Below are 16,352 nucleotides of genomic sequence, written 5' to 3' on the forward strand. Positions count from 1 at the left end.
GGCAGGCGATGCATCCCTGGAGGAAGAAACCCACTCATGACAGCTCAGATCGCCGGCGAACTCCCGCCCGACCTCTTCTTCGATCTCGACCGGACGGGGCCGATCCCGCTCTACTTCCAGGTCGCTCAGCGCATCGAGGAGGCCATCGCGACCGGCACGATCCCGGCCGGCGCACGCCTCGAGAACGAGGTTGCCCTCGGCGAGCGGCTCGGCCTCTCGCGCCCCACCATCCGCCGCGCTCTGCAAGAGCTCGTCGACAAGGGCCTGCTCGTGCGCCGCCGCGGCATCGGCACGCAGGTCGTGCACGGGCCGGTCAACCGCAACGTCGAGCTCACCAGCCTCTTCGACGACCTCGCCAGCGGCGGGCAGCGCCCCTCGACGCGCGTGCTCGAGCAGCGGATCGTCCCGGCCGACGAGTCGGTGGCCGAAGACCTCGGCCTCGCCGTGGGCGAGGAGGTCACGCGTCTGCGCCGCCTGCGGCTCGCCGACGACGTGCCGATCGGCTTGCTCGAGAACTACCTGCCGACGACCGTGGCCGACCTCGAGGGGCAGGATCTCGCGGCGACCGGTCTCTACCAGATCCTGCGCGCGCAGGGGGTCGTCATGCGCGTCGCCAAGCAGCGCATCGGCGCCCGGGCCGCCCGCGACGACGAGGCTTCGCTGCTCGAGATCGACGAGAACGGCGCGGTGCTCACGATGAGCCGCACCGCCTACGACGCCTCCGGCCGCGCGGTCGAGGTCGGGCACCACATCTACCGCCCCGACCGCTATTCGTTCAGCATCACCCTCGTCGAGAAGTAGCCACCCGCCCCCGCGTGAGACGGTTCTCATATCAGCCTGGCCCGCGGCGACAGCGCGACCCGAGGTCTGAGTGCAGGCGTTGCGCGGGCGGTGAGTCAGACCTGCGGGACGCCGAGCTCGCCGGTCATGTACTGGGCGACGCCGAAGCCGAACGACCAATCCTGCGGGCCGTTCTCGACGTAGCCGATGAAGACGTTCTCGCCCTTGACGCCGATTCCGGCGAGACCGTTGGCGATGCGGTCGTAGAGGGCCGCCTTCGTCTCGTCGGAGCGCCCGCGCTGGGTGAAGATCTGGATCATGACGACGTCGCCGGTGCGCTCGAAGCCGAGCCCTGCATCCTGCGCGATGATGCGGCCGGTGGGCAGCTCGTTGACGATTTGGAAGCGGTCGCGCGGGGGGATGCCGTAGACCTCGACGATGGCTTCGTGGATAGCGTCGGCGACCTGCCGAAGCTCTCCTTCGGTGCGGCCCAGAGTGACGTCGATGCGAACGAGAGGCATGCTGTGATCCTTCGATTCAAAAGTTTGTAAATACATACTAACAAAGTATCGAGCGTTCCGAATGATTCCCGCGGGGAAATGCGAAACGGGCGCCCACCCCGAAGGGTGAGCGCCCGACAGTGCGGCGAACGCTAGTTGGGCGGCACGATGATGTCGCGGACGAGTGCATCGAGTTGGGCGTCGGCGTCGAGGAACTGGCGCAGGGTCGTCACCGAGGCGCCGAAGCGTTCGAACTCGTGCGGCTCCATGCCGTCGACGTCGTAGGCCCGGGTGAAGTCGGGCACCTTGGCGCGAAGCGCGGCGATGACCCCGGGATCGACAGGGACGTCGATGCGGTTCTCGGCCGGGATGTCGTTGGCGTTGATGTCGACCTGCCACTGGAACGGCGGCGAGACGACGAGGTCGCCGCCCACCAGCTCGGACCACTGCATGTAGTTGCGGAAGCCCGCCGACAGCACCCGCGACGAGTAGCCGCGCTCGGTGAAGACGTGGTGCGCCTTCTTGAGCGCTGCGACGCCCGCCCACTCGAGGTAGCCGGGGTCGATCATGATCTTGTCGCGCTTGACGACCACCTTGAGCCAGTCGTCGAGACGGCCGCCCATGATCGTGACGACGTTGCCGAACTCCGTCTTGTCGGGGTTCGCGTCAGCCGGAACGCCCTCGGCCTTGCGTCGGGCGAGCCCGCGCTCGAGGGCCTCACCGACGGCGACGGCCTGCGGCACCGTGAACGAGACGGTCGCGTTGATCGAGACGCCCTGATAGACGGCCTCTTCCATCGCCTCGATGCCGAGCTTCGTCGCCGGGATCTTGACGATGATGTTCTTGGCGAGGCCGGAGAAGTACCTGGCCTGCGCGACGAGAGCGTCTTTGTCGCGGTGCAAGCGCGGATCGGTCTGCATCGACAAGCGGCCGTTGCGGCCACCCGAGGCCTCGAAGGCCGGCTCGAGCAACTTTGCGGCGCCGATCGAGAGCTCTTCGACGGCCTTCCAGCCGAGCTCGGACTCGCCCGCGGTCGGGAACTCGGCCGCCAGCTCGCGAATACGCGGGATCCAGGTCTCGGGGTCGTTCTTGATGCACGTCAGTGCGATCACGGGGTTGCAGGTGGCGCCGACGGCGCCGAACTCGGTGATCGACGTGCTGAGCTCGCGGGGGTCGGCCGAGTCGTTCCAGAGGCTCGTGGGTGTGTCCTGGGCGGCACGGAGGGTGCTGGGCCGCGGGTCTGCTCCGTCACCGGTGACGGAGGCGGTGGCCAGTGTCGATGTCATGGGTTCTCCAATCTCTTCTTCGAGTGTAGGCCGGTTCGGCATAATGTCCTAACAAAGCCCCCCGCCGTTTTACCTATAGGCGCGCCATTCGCGCCAGGAAATAACTGCGCGGCGAAGCCGCACCTATAGGTAAAACGGAGAGAGGGATCAGACGAGGCCGGCTCGACGCTTGATCTCGGCCAGCTGGTAGCGCGACACCTCGTCGGCGTTCTCGTCTTCGGCGAAGACGCTCGAGACCGCGACCGTGTCGTCGCGATCCCAGAAGCCCAAACCGCCGAGGCCGCCGAAGAACTGGTCCCAGTCGACGTCGGCACGGCCGATCGGCAGGTGCTGGTGCACGCGAGCCGGGTTGCCGGGCGGGTTGGTGATGTAGCGGAGGCCGTGCGACCGGTGGTGGTCGTACGTGTCGGCGATGTGCACGAGCCCGATCGACTGGCCGGCGGCCTCGAAGATCGCGTCGCTCTGGTCGCCGTAGTGGAAGGTGTGGCACGCCACGAAGGCCATGCCGACCAGCTTGGAGTTGAGCCCGCGAATCACGCGGACCGCCTCGAGGCCGTCTTCGACGAAGTCGTCAGGATGCGGGTCGATCAGCACGCGGATGCCCTCGCGCTCGAACAGCGGCAGCAGCTCCTCCATCGACCAGTAGAACGCCCGCTCGCTCTCTTCCGAGAGCTCCGGCCGGCCGCTGAACTCGGTGTTGATGAGCTCGACGCCTAGCCGAGAGGTGATCTCGATCACGCGCTTCCACTGCTTGACGGCGGCGAGGCGCTCGGCCTCGACGGGGCTCGACCACCGCAGCACCGGCAGCACCGATGCGATGGAGACTCCGGCCTTCGTGCACGCCGCGGCGAAGGCGTCGACGAGGTCGTCGTCGGCTTTCGGGTGGCGGTAGAACGGGATGAAGTCTTTGTGCGGCGTGAGCTGCAGGTGGTCGTATCCGAGGTCACGGACCTTCTGCGGAAACTCGAGCAGCGAGTAGTCGTGGTGGAACGGGGTGGGGTCGAGGGCGATTTTCACCATGGTGCGGCGGCCTCTCAGGCCGAGGCGAGCGACTCGGCGCCCGAGGCAGCACTCTCGTAGAAGGCCGGCTTCTCGAGCGCGTAGACGACGGGCTCCTTCTTGCCGGACTGCTGCGCGAGCACACCGGCGTCGGCGACGACCGACGCGAGGTAGCCGTCCCAGGCCGACGGGCCGTCGATCTCGCCCTTGTGGGCGGCGTCGACCCAGCGCTGCACCTCGACGTCGTAGGCGGCACCGAAGCGCTCCTTGAACGAGGGGGTGACGCTCTGGCCGATGCGACCGGCGGAGGCGATGGAGACGGTCTCGGCTCGGCCGATCGAGGCGACTCCGCTCTCGAAGACGGCATCGGTCGTGACCTGGTAGCCGAACTGCACGTTGACGTTGATCTCGACGATCGCGAGCACACCCGAGACGGTCTCGAGCAGCACGAACTGCGGGTCGAGCAGGCCGTCGGGTGCGAGCGAGTTGCGGCGCGGCTTCTTGACCTCGACCGAGACGATGGGCTCGCCGACGATGAACGGCACGGTGTCGATCTCGTGGATCACCGAGTCGGTGATCAGAGCGGACTCCGAGTAGTTCGGCGGCGTCGACGGGTTGCGGTGCGCGCAGTGCAGCGCGAGAAGGGCGCCGTTGTCGCCCGACTTCACGAGGTCGCGCAGCTCGTTGTAGCCCTTGTCGAAGCGGCGCATGAAGCCGACCTGGATGTGCGGGCGGTCGAGCTTCTGCTCGGCCTCGATGATGCGGAGGCTCGACTCGACGGTGTCGCTGAGGGGCTTCTCGGACAGGATCGCGAGACCCTTCTCGAGAGCCGGCAGGATCACGGGTTCGTGGAGGAACCCGGGCGTCGCGATGATCACGGCGTCGATCTCGGTGCCGGCGAGGGCTTCCTCGAACGAGGCGAAAGTCACGGCGCCGGGGGCGGTGGCGGCAGCGGCCGTGGCCCGGGCGGTGTCGGGGTCGACGACGGCGACCACCTCGGCACCCGAGATGCGCTGAGTGATGTGGCTGACGTGGTCGGCGCCCATCATGCCGGCGCCGACGACGGCGACCTTGAGGGGAGCGGGGGAGTTGCTCATGATGTGCTTCTTTCCAGACGTGTCTGAGAACGACGGTGGTTTTTAGTGGACCCGGGCGTACGGGGAAGTCGCGAAGATGTGCTCGCGCGTGCGCGTCGCGATGCCGAGCGGCAGGTCGATCGACTCGACCGGGAACATGTCCTGCTCGACGATGCCGAAGATGTTCGGGTCGAGCTTCGCGACGGCCTCGATGATCGGGGCGAGCTCGGGGATGCCCTTCGGCGGCTCGACCATGACGCCCATCGCGACGGCGTCGCCGAAGGGGATGTCGTTCTTCAGCACCGTGAAGCGGAGGTCGGAGTCGACCTGTTTGAGGTGCAGGTAGCCGATGCGCTCGGGGTAGGCCTCGATGAGGCGCACGTTGTCGCCGCCGTAGTACGCGAAGTGGCCGGTGTCGAGGCACAGGTTCGTGTACTGCTGGTCGGTGACGGCGAGGAAGCGCTCGGTCTCCTGGTACGTGCCCACATGGCTGTCCGCGTGGGTGTGGAACTGCTGGTGGATGCCGAACTCCTCGAGCAGGGCCTTGCCGAGCTTGTCGTGGCCGGCGCCGAGCTTGTCCCACTGCTCGTTCGTCAGCGTGCGCGCCTCGAGCACCTCGGCCGTCGCATCGCTGCGCCACAGGTCGGGGATCACGACGAGCTGCTCGGCGCCCAGTGTGGCCGAGAGACCCGCGACGTTCAGCGCCTGGTCCCACGCGCGCTGCCACTGATCGTCGCCCTTGTGGAAGCCCGTGAACACGGTGCCCGCCGAGAGCTTCAGGTTGCGCTTGCCCAGCTCGTCCTCGAGCTGGTGCGGGTCGGTCGGCAGGTACCCGAACGGGCCCAGCTCGAGCCACTCGTAGCCGGCCTTCTCGACCTCGTCGAGGAAGCGGTCCCACGGGATCTGGCTGGGGTGCTCCGGGAACCAGACGCCCCAGCTGTCAGGAGCGGTGCCGATCCGGATTCCGAGGTCGGTCGCGGGGAGAGTGGTAGTCATGACTGCTCTGTCTTCTTTCTGAAGGGGGTGTTGATGGTGATCAGCCGAGCAGCGGGCGCTGTTTGGCCTGCTCGACGACGTACTGCTCGCGCGCCTTCCGGGTGCTCTCGATGGCGGAGACCTGTGCCACCGGCACGTCCCACCAGCCGGCACCGTCGGGCGCGTAGATCAGGGGGTCGGAGTTGATGTGGATCAACGTCGACGTGGTCGACGCCTTCGCCGTGGCCATCGCGGCCGACAGGGCGTCGATCGCGTCGACCTCGGCCGACGGGTCGATCTCGATGACGTCGATGCCGTAGCTCCGGGCGTTCGCCGCCAGGTCGACCGGCAGGATCTCCGAGCCCTGGAAGTCCTGGTGAGCCTCGTCGAACTTGCGGTACAGAGTGCCGAAGCGCTCCGACCCGACCGTTTCGGAGAGATGGCCGATCGACGCGTAGCCCTGGTTCTGGATCAGCACCACGATGATCTTGATGCCCTCGGCGACTGCTGTCACGAGCTCGGTGTGCAGCATCAGGTAGCTGCCGTCGCCGACCATCACGATGACGTCGCGCTCGGGGGCGCCTCGCTTGACGCCCAGGCCGCCGGCGATCTCGTAGCCCATCGTCGAGAACGCGTACTCGACGTGGTAGCCGAGTGCGTCGCGAACACGCCAGAGCTTGTGGAGGTCACCCGGCAGTGATCCTGCCGCCTGCACCACGACGTCGGTCGGGTCGGACGCGGCCTGGACGGCGCCGATGATCTCGGACTGGCCGGGCAGCGCCAGGTGCGACGGGAGGAAGCTCTCGTCGACGAGGTCGTCCCACTTCGCCTTCTCGCTCGCGATGCGCTGCGCGTAGGCCTCGTCGACGTGGAAGTCGGCCAGGGCGTCGAGCAGAGCCGAGAGGGTCTCGCGTGCGTCGGCGACGATCGGCAGCTGCGAGCCGTGCTTGTAGGCGTCGAACGACTGCACGTTGATGTTGACGAATTTCACGTCAGGATCCTGGAACGCGGTTCGCGACGCCGTGGTGAAGTCGCTGTAGCGCGTGCCGATGCCGATCACGACGTCGGCCTCGGCCGCCAGGTCGTTCGACGCGAGAGTGCCGGTGGCGCCGACGCCGCCGAGGTTCTGGGCGTGGTCCCACAGGAGGGCCCCGCCGCCGGCCTGCGAGGTACCGACCGGGATGCCGGTGGCCTCGGCGAACTGGCGCAGCTCGTCTTCGGCGCCCGAGTAGAGCACGCCGCCGCCGGCGACGATGAAGGGGCGCTTGGCGTTCTCGATGGCCTCGACCGCTCGGGCCAGCGGGCCCTTCTCGGGCAGCGGGCGGCGGATGTGCCACTCGCGGGGCTGCAGGAACTCGACGGGGACGTCGATCTCTTCGGCCTGGACGTCTTCGGGCAGGGCGATCGTCACCGCGCCGGTCTCGGCGGGGTCGGTGAGCACGCGCATGGCCGCGAGGGCGATCGAGAAGAGCTGCTCGGGGCGCTCGACGCGGTCGAAGAAGCGCGAGAGCGGGCGGAAGGCGTCGCTCACCTGCAGGCTCGTGTCGTGCGGGTGCTCCATCTGCTGCAGCACCGGGTCGGACACGCGGGTCGCGAAGGTGTCGCTCGGCAGCAGCAGAGCCGGCAGGCGGTTCGCTGTGGCCAGCGCCGCGCCCGTCAGGAGGTTGGCGGCGCCGGGGCCCACCGAGGCCGTCGACGCGTAGGTCGCACGGCGGCGGTGCATGCGTGCGTAGCCCACCGACTGGTGCACCATCGCCTGCTCGTTGCGGGCCTGGTGGTAGGGCATGAGACCCGGGTCGGTCTCGTGGTACTGCTTGAGCGCCTGGCCGACGCCGGCCACGTTGCCGTGGCCGAAGATGCCGAACACGCCGGGGATGGTGCGCTCGCGGATGTCGCCGTCGACCGTCCACTGGTTCGCGAGGAACTCGATCAGGGCCTGCCCGACGGTGAGTTTTTTGGTCTGCTGCTGGCGCGTTGTCGTCATCGACTTGAGCCTTTCGGTGCTGCGGGTGAATACGGAAGGCGGGGGTCAGGATCCTGGGTCGCCCACAGGTCGCGAACCCAGCCGTGGGCCGGGTCGTCGGTGATGTTCCACACCCGCTCGGGGTCGGGCCCTGCCATCACGTTGAGGTAGTAGAGGTCGTAGCCGGGGGCCGCGACCGCCGGGCCGTGGTAGCCGAACGGCACCAGCGCGATGTCGCCCGAGTGGACCATCCGGTCGATCGAGATCTCGCCGGCCGGAGACGAGTAGGTCGCGAACATGCCGAACGGGGCCGCCTCGGCCGGAGCGTCGACACCTCGCGAGACCTCGGTCTCGAAGTAGTAGATCTCTTCGAGGCGCGACTCGACGCCGGAGACGGCCTCGTCGTGCTTGTGGGCGGGAAGGACGACCAGTTCTCGGCCGGGGTCAGCACCTCGCAGACGATGAGCTTCTGCGCGTGCAGGCCCTGAGGGGTGCCGTAGTTGTGCACCTGGCGGGTCGAGCGGCCGGCACCGCGGATCTCGATCGGGATGTCCGCCTTGCGGAGCACCTCGACGTCGAGCACCTCGGTGGCCGGCGCCTCGGCGACCGCCACGCGGCCGGAGCCGGTGAGGGTCGACGTGGTGCCGACGCCGAGGTAGGCGACGTCGGGCGGGCCGTCGAAGACCGACGCCCGACCCTCGAGGTCGATGGACCCGGATCCTGACGCATTCGTCCACTCGACGTGCACGTCGCCCACCAGCGGGACGACCATGCGCTCGATGCCGGGCTCGTCGAGGGTCAACTCGGCGACACCGCCGTCGAACTGACCGATGCGGATACCCGTGTGCTGCCAGCCGTCGAGAGTGTCGTCGACCACACCCTCCCAGCCTGTCCGCGCGAGGGAGCCTCGAGGGTAGAACCACTCGCTCATGCCTGGGGGAACCCGAGGTTGATGCCGCCGTGCGACGGGTCGGACCAGCGCGAGGTGATGGCCTTCTCGCGGGTGAAGAAGTGGAAGCCCTGCGTGCCGTAGGCCTTCGAGTCGCCGAAGATCGAGTCTTTGAAGCCACCGAACGAGTAGTAGGCGACCGGGACGGGGATCGGCACGTTGATACCGATCATGCCGACCTCGATCTCGTTCTGGAAGCGACGCGCGGCGCCGCCGTCGTTGGTGAAGATCGCGGTGCCGTTGCCGAACGCACCGGAGTTGATCAGCTCGACGCCCTCTTCGTAGGTGTCGACGCGGACGATGCTGAGCACCGGTCCGAAGATCTCTTCGGTGTAGACGCGGCTCGTGAGCGGCACCTTGTCGATGAGGGTGGGGCCGAACCAGAAGCCGTCCTTCGCGCCGTCGACTTCGATGCCGCGGCCGTCGACGACGACCTCTGCGCCGTCTTCGATGGCGATGTCGACGTACGAGGCGACCTTGTCGCGGTGAACCTCGGTGACGAGGGGGCCCATGTCGCAGTTGCGGCGGCCGTCGCCGATGGTGAGCTTCGACATGCGCTCCTTGATCATCGGGATGACCCTGTCGCCCACGTCGCCGACGGCGACGAGCACGCTGATCGCCATGCAGCGCTCACCGGCCGAGCCGAAGCCGGCGTTGATGGCGGAGTCGGCGACGAGCTCCATGTCGGCGTCGGGGAGGACCAGCATGTGGTTCTTGGCGCCACCGAGGGCCTGGACGCGCTTGCCGTTCTTCGATGCGGTCTCGTAGATGTACTTGGCGATCGGGGTCGAGCCGACGAACGAGATGCTGGCGACGTCGGGGCTGTTCAGTAGACCGTCGACGGCGAGCTTGTCGCCCTGGAGGACGGTGAACACGCCGTCCGGCAGGCCCGCCTCCTTGAAGAGCTCGGCGAGGAAGATGCTCGACGAGGGGTCTTTCTCGCTGGGCTTGAGCACGACGGTGTTGCCGACCGCGATGGCGATGGGGAAGAACCACATCGGCACCATGACGGGGAAGTTGAAGGGGCTGATGATGCCGACGACACCCAGTGGCGACTTGGTCGAGTAGACGTCGACGCCGGTCGAGACCTGCTGGCTGAAGTCGCCCTTGATGATCGACGGGAAGCCGGTCGCGAGCTCCAGCACCTCGAGGCCGCGCTGGATCTCGCCCAGGGAGTCGGAGATGACCTTGCCGTGCTCGGCGGTCAGGATCTCGGCCAGCTCGCCCTTGCGCTCGTTGACGAGCTCGCGGAACTTGAACATGATCTGCTGGCGCTTGGTGATCGAGAGGTCGCGCCACTTCGGGAAGGCGGCCTTGGCCGACGCGATCGCGGTGTCGATCTCCTCCTGGCTGGCGAGGGCGACGTTCTTCGTCGCGATGCCGAGGGCGGGGTCGAAGACCGGGCTCGTGCGGCCGGAGGTGCCTTCGACGCGCTTGCCGTCGATCCAGTGGGTGATGGTCGGGATCTCGGTGCTGCTCGAGGTCGTCGAGGGGGCGGTGGTTGTCATTGTGCGACTTCCGATCTGTCGTGCGGGATGAAGGAACTAGGCGTTGGACTGGGCGGGGACGCCGGCATGGACCAGCCCCGCGGCGATATCGACTGCACCTGCGACATCGCCGTCCGGGGGGTACAGAAGGGTGCGGCCCACAGTGAGGCCGCGGACGCCGGGTTGCTCGAGTGCCGTCGCCCACTTCGCGTACGTCTCGAGGGGCGCGCGGCGGGGTCGCCGCCGAGGAGGAGCGTGGGCAGGGTCGTCGCGGCCATGACGCGCTCCATGTCGTCGACGACGGGCAGCTTGAGCCAGCTGTACGCGGTCGATTCGCCGAGCCCCGACGAGATCGCGACCGACTTGATCACGGCCTCGGTCGAGAGATCGTTGACGATGCGACCGTCGACCCACTCGGAGACGAACGGCTCGAGCATGATCGGCAGCGAGAGTGCGGCCGACGCGGTGACGGCGCGTGCCGTCGCCTCGATCGTGTCGGCGGTGCCGGGGTCTGCGAGGTTGATGCGCACGAGCAGCTTCGCGAAGTCGAAGCGGGCGTCGACGATCGATTGGGCCGAGTAGGCGGTGAAGCGGTCGTCCATCTCGAAGGAGGCCCCCTGCAGGCCGCCGCGGTTCATCGATCCGACGACGACCTTGCCGTCCAGGGCGCCGAGGAGGGCGAGGTCTTCGAGGATGTCGGGGGTGCCGAGCACCCCGTCGACGCCGGGGCGTTCGAGGGCGACCACGAGGCGGCGCAGCAGCTCGCCGCGGTCGGACATCGCGAGGGAGTCGCCGCGAACACCGAGGGCACCGCGAGCGGTGTGGTCGGCGGCGACGATGAAGAGCTTGTTGTCGCCCTCGAGCAGCGGCCGGCGGCGTCGCTCGCGGAGCGCGGTGCCGATCATCCCGGGGTCGGTCGCTCGGATCTCGCGGAGGCGAGCGATGTCGGCGGTGGTGACGTCAGACATGAAGGGCCTCCTCCAGCACTGCTTCGACCTCGGCGGCCGTCGGCATGGCGGTGGAGCACTCGAAGCGGGTGGCGACGATGCCGCCGGCCGCGTTCGCGAAGCGCAGGACGGTGTCGAGGCTCCAGCCCTCGATGAGGCCGTGGATGAGCGCACCACCGAAGCCGTCACCCGATCCGAGGCCGTTCACGACCTTGACCAGGTGGGCCGGCACCTCGATGGTCTCGTCGGCCGTCTTGGCGAGCACGCCCTTGGGGCCCTGCTTGACGATGGCGAGCTCGACGCCGCGTTCGAGAAGCGCGTCGGCGGCGCGATACGGGTCGGTCTCGCCGACCGCCACCTCGCACTCTTCGCGGTTGCCCACGGCGACGGTGACGTGCTCGAGAGCACGGGCGACCTCGCGGGTGGCGACCTCGGGCGACGACCAGAACATCGGTCGGTAATCGAGATCCAGGATCGTGAGCGGGCGACGGCCTCGAGCCTCGTAGGCGATGTGATGGGCCTGGCGGCTCGGCTCCTCGGAGAGCCCGGTGACCGTCGTCCAGAACACCCGGGCCTGCTCGATGGCGGCGAGGTCGAGCGACTTGGCCGTGATCATGAGGTCGGGGGCCTTCGGGGCCCGGTAGAAGTAGAGCGGGAAGTCGTCGGGCGGGAAGATCTCGCAGAAGGTCACCGGCGTCTTGAGACCGGCGATCGTCGAGATGAAGTCGGTGGCGACGCCCAGGCGCTTGAGCTCGCGGACGACGTAGCGCCCGAACGGGTCGTCGCCGGTGCGCGTGATGACGGCGCTGCGACGGCCGTACCGCCCGGCTGCGATGGCGACGTTCGTCGCGCTGCCGCCCACCGACTTGCTGAACGACTCGACGTCCTCGAGGTGCATCCCGACCTGCTGCGGATAGATGTCGACCCCGACGCGACCCATGGTCACGACGTCGAACGGTGCTCTGATGTCTGTCTGAGTCATACTCCGTCGTACAACTTTCTGTCTCGAGGCGGTGAAGGGAACATCAGCAGACTACCCCCTCAATGGCTTAATGTCAGGACATGGATGAATCGCAGATCGTGAACTCAGCTTCCGCCCGCTCTCTGCCAGAATCCGGCGCGGCGTCGCTCCGGTTCGGGATCGTCGGCTACGGCGCCGGCGGCAAGTACTTCCACGCCCCGTTCGTCAAGGCGGCACGGGGCATCGAGCTCGTCGGCGTCGTCGCGCGCTCGGCTGATAAGAAGGCGCAGATCATCCAGGATCTGCCCGGCGTCGCCGTCTTCGACAGCCTCACCGACCTCCTTGCCGCCGGGGTCGACGCCGTTACCGTCACCACCCCGCCGGCAACTCGCCGCGCGCTCGTCCTCGAGGCCGTCGCAGCCGGCGTGCACGTCGTCGCCGACAAGCCCTTCGCGCCCAGTGCTCTCTCTGCGGTCGAGCTCGCCGAGGCGGCCGAGAAGGCCGGCGTCGTGCTGTCCGTCTATCACAACCGCCGCTTCGACGCGGACGCCCTCACCCTGAAGAAGGTGCTCGACTCCGGTCGCCTCGGTGACGTCTGGCGCTTCCACTCCCGCTTCGACCTCGACGACGCCGTCTCTCTCGAGGCCGGCCCCGACGGCGGCCTGCTGCGCGACCTCGGATCGCACATCGTCGACCAGGCCGTGTGGCTCTTCGGCGACGTCGACGAGGTGTCGGCGCAGCTCGACTGGGTCGACCTGCCAGAGGGGCGGACGGATGCCGGCTTCGTCGTGATCCTGAAGCACGCGAACGGTGTGGCGTCGTACGTGTCGGCGTCGAAGCTCAACCACGTCGAGAAGAAGCAGCTGCTCGTCTACGGCGCCGACGGCAGCTACGAGTCGGACGGCACCGACGTGCAGGCCCAGGCGATCTTCGCCGGTCGACGCCCGGCCGACGACGTCGAGGGCTGGGGCTACGAAGCCGAGTCACGCTGGGGTGTGCTGCGCACGGCCGACGGCGACGAGGTCGTCCCGTCCGCGCAGGGCTCGTACGTCGACTTCTACGAGCAGTTTGCCGCGGCCGTCCGCGGCGAGGGCGAGGCGCCGTCCCCCGCGCGCGACGGCATCCGCACCCTCGCCGTGCTCGACGCGGCTCGTCGCAGCGGCGAGGAGGGCGGCTGGCAGCCCGTCGCCGACTTCTGAGGCGGGGCTAGAAGCCGGTGCTGCGCGAGACGTCGGCCCAGGCGTCGGCCTCGTCGAGCAGCCCCTGCAGCCCCTGACGGAATCCGCCGAGTGCGTCGTCGCCGAGGATCAGCATGAACGGCGGCTTCTCGGCTTCGACTGCGCCGATGATGGCGGTGGCGGCCTTGTCGGGGTCGCCGGGCTGCGTGCCGTGCACGGTGTCGTTCTCGATGCGGCGCGGGCCCGCAGTCTCGGCGTAGTCGGCGATCGGCTCGGCCGACTGCGTCAGCGAGCGGCCGGCGAAGTCGGTGCGGAAGCCGCCCGGCTCGACGACGGTCACGTGGATGCCGAGGGGCTCGACCTCTTTGGCCAACGAGCCCGACAGCGCCTCCAGAGCCGCCTTCACGGCCGAGTAGTAGCCCGAGCCGGGAGGCGAGATCCGCGCGCCGATCGACGAGACGTTGACGATGGAGCCGCTGCGCCGCGCGCGCATTCCCGGCAGCACGGCCTTGATGGTGGCGACCGAGCCGAACAGGTGCGTGTCGAACAGCTGCTGCACGGCGTCGACCTCGCCCTCCTCGACGGCCGCGCGATAGCCGTAGCCCGCATTGTTGACGAGCACGTCGATCGCGCCGAAGCGGTCGATTCCGGCCTGGACGGCGGCCGCGACCTGAGAGTCGTCGGTCACGTCGAGGGCGACGGCGAGAGCCGAGTCGGGGAACTGCGACTGCAGATCGGCGACGGCGTCGACATTGCGAGCGGTGACGACGGCGCTGTGGCCAGCGGCGAGGACGGCGGCGGCCAGGTGGCGGCCGAGCCCTGTCGAGCAGCCAGTGATGAGCCAGGTGGACATGCGATTCCTAACGGGGTGAGTTGTGATGCCGTGCTGTCCCAGTCAACACCGGGGAGCCGAACCTCCTCCGCACCTCGGATGAGCACTGCTCACTGGTCACGAGTGGGTAACGGTGCGAATCGGAGCAATCCGCTGGGGCGGGGGTGGCGAATACCTGACATCGGGCAAACGCCTACTGAACATCCAAGAGACGTTCACGCTTCATCCAACAAAGGATAAGAAAATGCGCAAGATCTCCAAAGCTGGAATCAGCTTCGCTGCTGCCGCCGTTCTCGTCGCCGGTGTCGCCGGTGTCGGTGTCACTCAGGCCAACGCGGCCTCGACGCACCTCGCCGCCGCGAAGAGCATCCCCGCCCCCGCCGCTGCCGTTCCCGCCGTTCTCGGTGGTACCACGGGTGTAGCGCTGGACAGCAACTTCCTCGCCGCGCTCAAGAGCTTGAAGCTGACCCCGTCGGTGTACGGCACGGCGAAGCTCACCGGTAGCGACATCACCTTCCCGATCACGGGCGGCTCGGTCGTCTACTGGTCGCCGAAGAGCAACTACCGCCCGTACGTGCAGGGCATCCTCGAGCACGACGGTTCGGGCCTCACTCTGACGTCGGGTGCGACGTCGGTCACGCTCGCCGACTTCACCATCAACCCCGGCAACTCGCTGCTCTACGGCGATGTCTCGGTCAACGGCAAGGTCGCGGCCGTCCAGGCTCCGCTGTTCAACCTTCACGGTGGCACGCTCAAGCCGCTGCAGCTGCAGGGCAAGGACGCGATCCTGACCGGCACCACCGTCCACGTGTCGTCGACGGCTGCTTCGCTGCTCGACTCGACGTTCAAGACCACCGCGGTCAAGGCGGACCTCCTCGTCGGTGTCGCCACCATCACCGCTCAGATCTCCAAGTAACACCTGCTCCACGCTCCACGCTCCATCCCGAAGGGCCTCTCGCCGTGCTGTGCGAGGGGCCCTTCGTCATGCTCGGGGTGCATCGGAGACGGACGAGAGTCACGACGGCGCCAGTGCGACTCGGACGCAAAGGTCGCCGAGGCCCACTGCCGCGGGACCTGCGATCCCGACTGCCCGGCAGACGGAGCGCGGCCAGCGAGCCAGATCGATGGACGCCGAGAGAGCCACGAAGACGGCGATCGCACCCATGATCGCCGGCGCCAGGATCGCTCCCTGCCACAGGGCGAGCGCCCCAGAAGATCGCGTGGTGTCGAACCTCGCCGATATTTCCGTCGAGGTCCATGCAGTCGCGGACAGAAGGCCGACGAGGCAGTACGCCGCTCCGAGCATCAGGCCGACGAGGCTTCCGATTCCTGTCGCCCGGGCCGTAGGTGTCTCCCGTGCCCCTAGTTCCACGGTGATGATCGACATGATGAGGAGACATGCCAACGCGGCGGGCAGAGCTTTCGGGCATGCGCTGACGCGCGCAAGAGCGCTTGAATCGAGCCTGCTGACACCGGGAGGATTCCCGATCGCTTCCCAGACAATTGCGCCCCAGGCGAGTGAAGCGAACCAGAACGCGCCCATGCTGGATGTGAGGGCGACCGCGCGCTAATTTTCGTGATCCGCGAACTGGGATTCCCTTCCTGCAGATCAACATCAGCGTCGGCGTCGGATCTCATGCAGACGTACTCCAAATGGACGCGACCGTCATTGCCGCACCGAGCAGACAGAACGAAGTGAGCCACACTGCACCATGAACGGCCGGGGAGCGCCAGCGGCAGACGGCGCTCATCGCGAAAGTGAGACCCCAGACGGTGATCGGCGCGAGCATCATGATGGCGATAGCGACCCACGGCCTTCCACCGGTCGTGTCCAGCCCCACATTCGGCCCGATGCCGTCTCCCCAGTCCGAGGTCAGGATGAAACCGACCTCGGCGACCCCGGACATCGCCGCGCCCACGAGGAGTACGCCGACCCCTCCCGCAAAGCGGGCCCAACCTGCGAGTTCCGGCGCGCGCCATCGAAAGGTGCTGAGCGCCAGCACGGCAGTTGCGATCAAGCCCGGCAGGAGCGCCTGGAGCAAGTAGAAGACCGCCGAGCCGGGCCCGGGCGCGCCGCGGAGCTCTTCGGCCCACAGAAACACGGCGAGCGTGAGAAGGGCGAAGGTGGCTATTCCAGCAAGGGGGGCCAAAACCGACAGAACGATCACCGCGACGGTAGAGACTCGCATGGCCGCTTACAAGCCGTTCGATGCAAAGGCCAACATCTGGTCGGTGAAACCCTTGACAGCGCCAGTCAGCTCTTCGCCGAGTTCCGCCGCTTCAGGGTCTCGGGGGTCAGGTTGGGCAGCAGCACGACCTGGCCAACGCAGTCCCTTGAGGAACAGCAGGGCCGGACCCCAGAGATCGATGTCGGCGACCGTCGGGGCCAGGAATCGGCCCGTCGTTGTCTCAAGATTCG

Annotated in this window: 14 protein-coding genes and 2 pseudogenes; 3 read left to right on the forward strand and 13 right to left on the reverse strand. The window is 67.9% G+C overall.

The features are described 5' to 3' along the window. Positions 1–36 precede the first annotated feature (36 nt). Positions 37–801: a GntR family transcriptional regulator gene (locus tag AX769_RS07470; protein WP_066277735.1), complete on the forward strand. Its 765-nt coding sequence runs from the start codon at positions 37–39 to the stop codon at positions 799–801. Positions 802–896: 95 nt separating this feature from the next. Here the strand turns inward: AX769_RS07470 and AX769_RS07475 are convergent, their stop codons facing one another. The 10 genes and pseudogenes from AX769_RS07475 to iolC all read right to left on the reverse strand — a co-directional run bounded on the left by AX769_RS07475 (position 897) and on the right by iolC (position 11,944). Then, a complete protein-coding gene (locus AX769_RS07475) occupies positions 897–1,301 on the reverse strand; it encodes a tautomerase family protein (protein WP_066277737.1) in 405 nt (134 codons plus the stop codon). Positions 1,302–1,432: 131 nt separating this feature from the next. Continuing rightward, positions 1,433–2,566 carry a transaldolase family protein gene (locus AX769_RS07480; RefSeq protein ID WP_082763560.1) on the reverse strand — a complete coding sequence of 378 codons (1,134 nt, stop codon included), beginning with the start codon at positions 2,564–2,566 and terminating at the stop codon, positions 1,433–1,435. A gap of 147 nt (positions 2,567–2,713) precedes the next feature. After that, positions 2,714–3,583: a sugar phosphate isomerase/epimerase family protein gene (locus AX769_RS07485; RefSeq protein WP_066283306.1), complete on the reverse strand. Its 870-nt coding sequence runs from the start codon at positions 3,581–3,583 to the stop codon at positions 2,714–2,716. 17 nt (positions 3,584–3,600) lie between these two features. Continuing rightward, complete coding sequence (locus AX769_RS07490; RefSeq protein ID WP_066277739.1) at positions 3,601–4,662, reverse strand: Gfo/Idh/MocA family protein; 1,062 nt, start codon at positions 4,660–4,662, stop codon at positions 3,601–3,603. A gap of 42 nt (positions 4,663–4,704) precedes the next feature. Next, the gene (locus AX769_RS07495; RefSeq protein ID WP_066277741.1) at positions 4,705–5,637 is read right to left on the reverse strand and encodes a sugar phosphate isomerase/epimerase; all 933 of its coding nucleotides are present in this window, start codon (positions 5,635–5,637) and stop codon (positions 4,705–4,707) included. Positions 5,638–5,677: 40 nt separating this feature from the next. Beyond that, the gene (gene iolD, locus AX769_RS07500) at positions 5,678–7,600 is read right to left on the reverse strand and encodes a 3D-(3,5/4)-trihydroxycyclohexane-1,2-dione acylhydrolase (decyclizing) (protein WP_066277743.1); all 1,923 of its coding nucleotides are present in this window, start codon (positions 7,598–7,600) and stop codon (positions 5,678–5,680) included. Then, a pseudogene (gene iolB / locus AX769_RS07505) lies at positions 7,597–8,510 on the reverse strand (5-deoxy-glucuronate isomerase). The gene iolD and the pseudogene iolB overlap by 4 nt, the downstream one beginning before the upstream one ends. Continuing rightward, positions 8,507–10,036 carry a CoA-acylating methylmalonate-semialdehyde dehydrogenase gene (locus AX769_RS07510; protein ID WP_066277746.1) on the reverse strand — a complete coding sequence of 510 codons (1,530 nt, stop codon included), beginning with the start codon at positions 10,034–10,036 and terminating at the stop codon, positions 8,507–8,509. The pseudogene iolB and the gene AX769_RS07510 overlap by 4 nt, the downstream one beginning before the upstream one ends. 36 nt (positions 10,037–10,072) lie before the next feature. Continuing rightward, positions 10,073–10,983, reverse strand: a pseudogene (locus tag AX769_RS07515) (deoxyribose-phosphate aldolase). Next, positions 10,976–11,944, reverse strand: coding sequence for a 5-dehydro-2-deoxygluconokinase (gene iolC / locus AX769_RS07520; RefSeq protein ID WP_066277749.1), 969 nt, complete (start codon positions 11,942–11,944; stop codon positions 10,976–10,978). Before iolC ends, AX769_RS07515 begins: the two are co-directional and overlap by 8 nt. A gap of 80 nt (positions 11,945–12,024) precedes the next feature. Between iolC and AX769_RS07525 the strand changes: the two genes are divergently transcribed. Beyond that, a complete protein-coding gene (locus AX769_RS07525; protein ID WP_082763561.1) occupies positions 12,025–13,122 on the forward strand; it encodes a Gfo/Idh/MocA family oxidoreductase in 1,098 nt (365 codons plus the stop codon). Positions 13,123–13,129: 7 nt separating this feature from the next. On the opposite strand, the gene AX769_RS07530 is transcribed toward AX769_RS07525, so the two are convergent. Then, positions 13,130–13,954, reverse strand: a complete 825-nt coding sequence (locus AX769_RS07530) for an oxidoreductase (protein ID WP_066277751.1) — start codon at positions 13,952–13,954, stop codon at positions 13,130–13,132. A 223-nt stretch (positions 13,955–14,177) separates the two neighbouring features. Here AX769_RS07530 and AX769_RS07535 point away from each other — a divergent pair, with 223 nt between their 5' ends. Beyond that, a complete protein-coding gene (locus AX769_RS07535) occupies positions 14,178–14,849 on the forward strand; it encodes a hypothetical protein (RefSeq protein ID WP_066274755.1) in 672 nt (223 codons plus the stop codon). Positions 14,850–14,948: 99 nt separating this feature from the next. Here AX769_RS07535 and AX769_RS07540 read toward each other — a convergent pair whose 3' ends face one another. Both AX769_RS07540 and AX769_RS07545 read right to left on the reverse strand, forming a co-directional pair. Next, positions 14,949–15,320 (reverse strand): hypothetical protein, encoded by a 372-nt coding sequence (locus tag AX769_RS07540; protein WP_157887498.1) that lies wholly within the window; start codon positions 15,318–15,320, stop codon positions 14,949–14,951. Positions 15,321–15,567: 247 nt separating this feature from the next. Then, a complete protein-coding gene (locus AX769_RS07545; protein WP_157887499.1) occupies positions 15,568–16,101 on the reverse strand; it encodes a hypothetical protein in 534 nt (177 codons plus the stop codon). Between the last annotated feature and the right edge of the window lie 251 nt (positions 16,102–16,352).

The sequence above is a fragment of the Frondihabitans sp. PAMC 28766 genome, assembly GCF_001577365.1.
Classification (GTDB): domain Bacteria; phylum Actinomycetota; class Actinomycetes; order Actinomycetales; family Microbacteriaceae; genus Frondihabitans.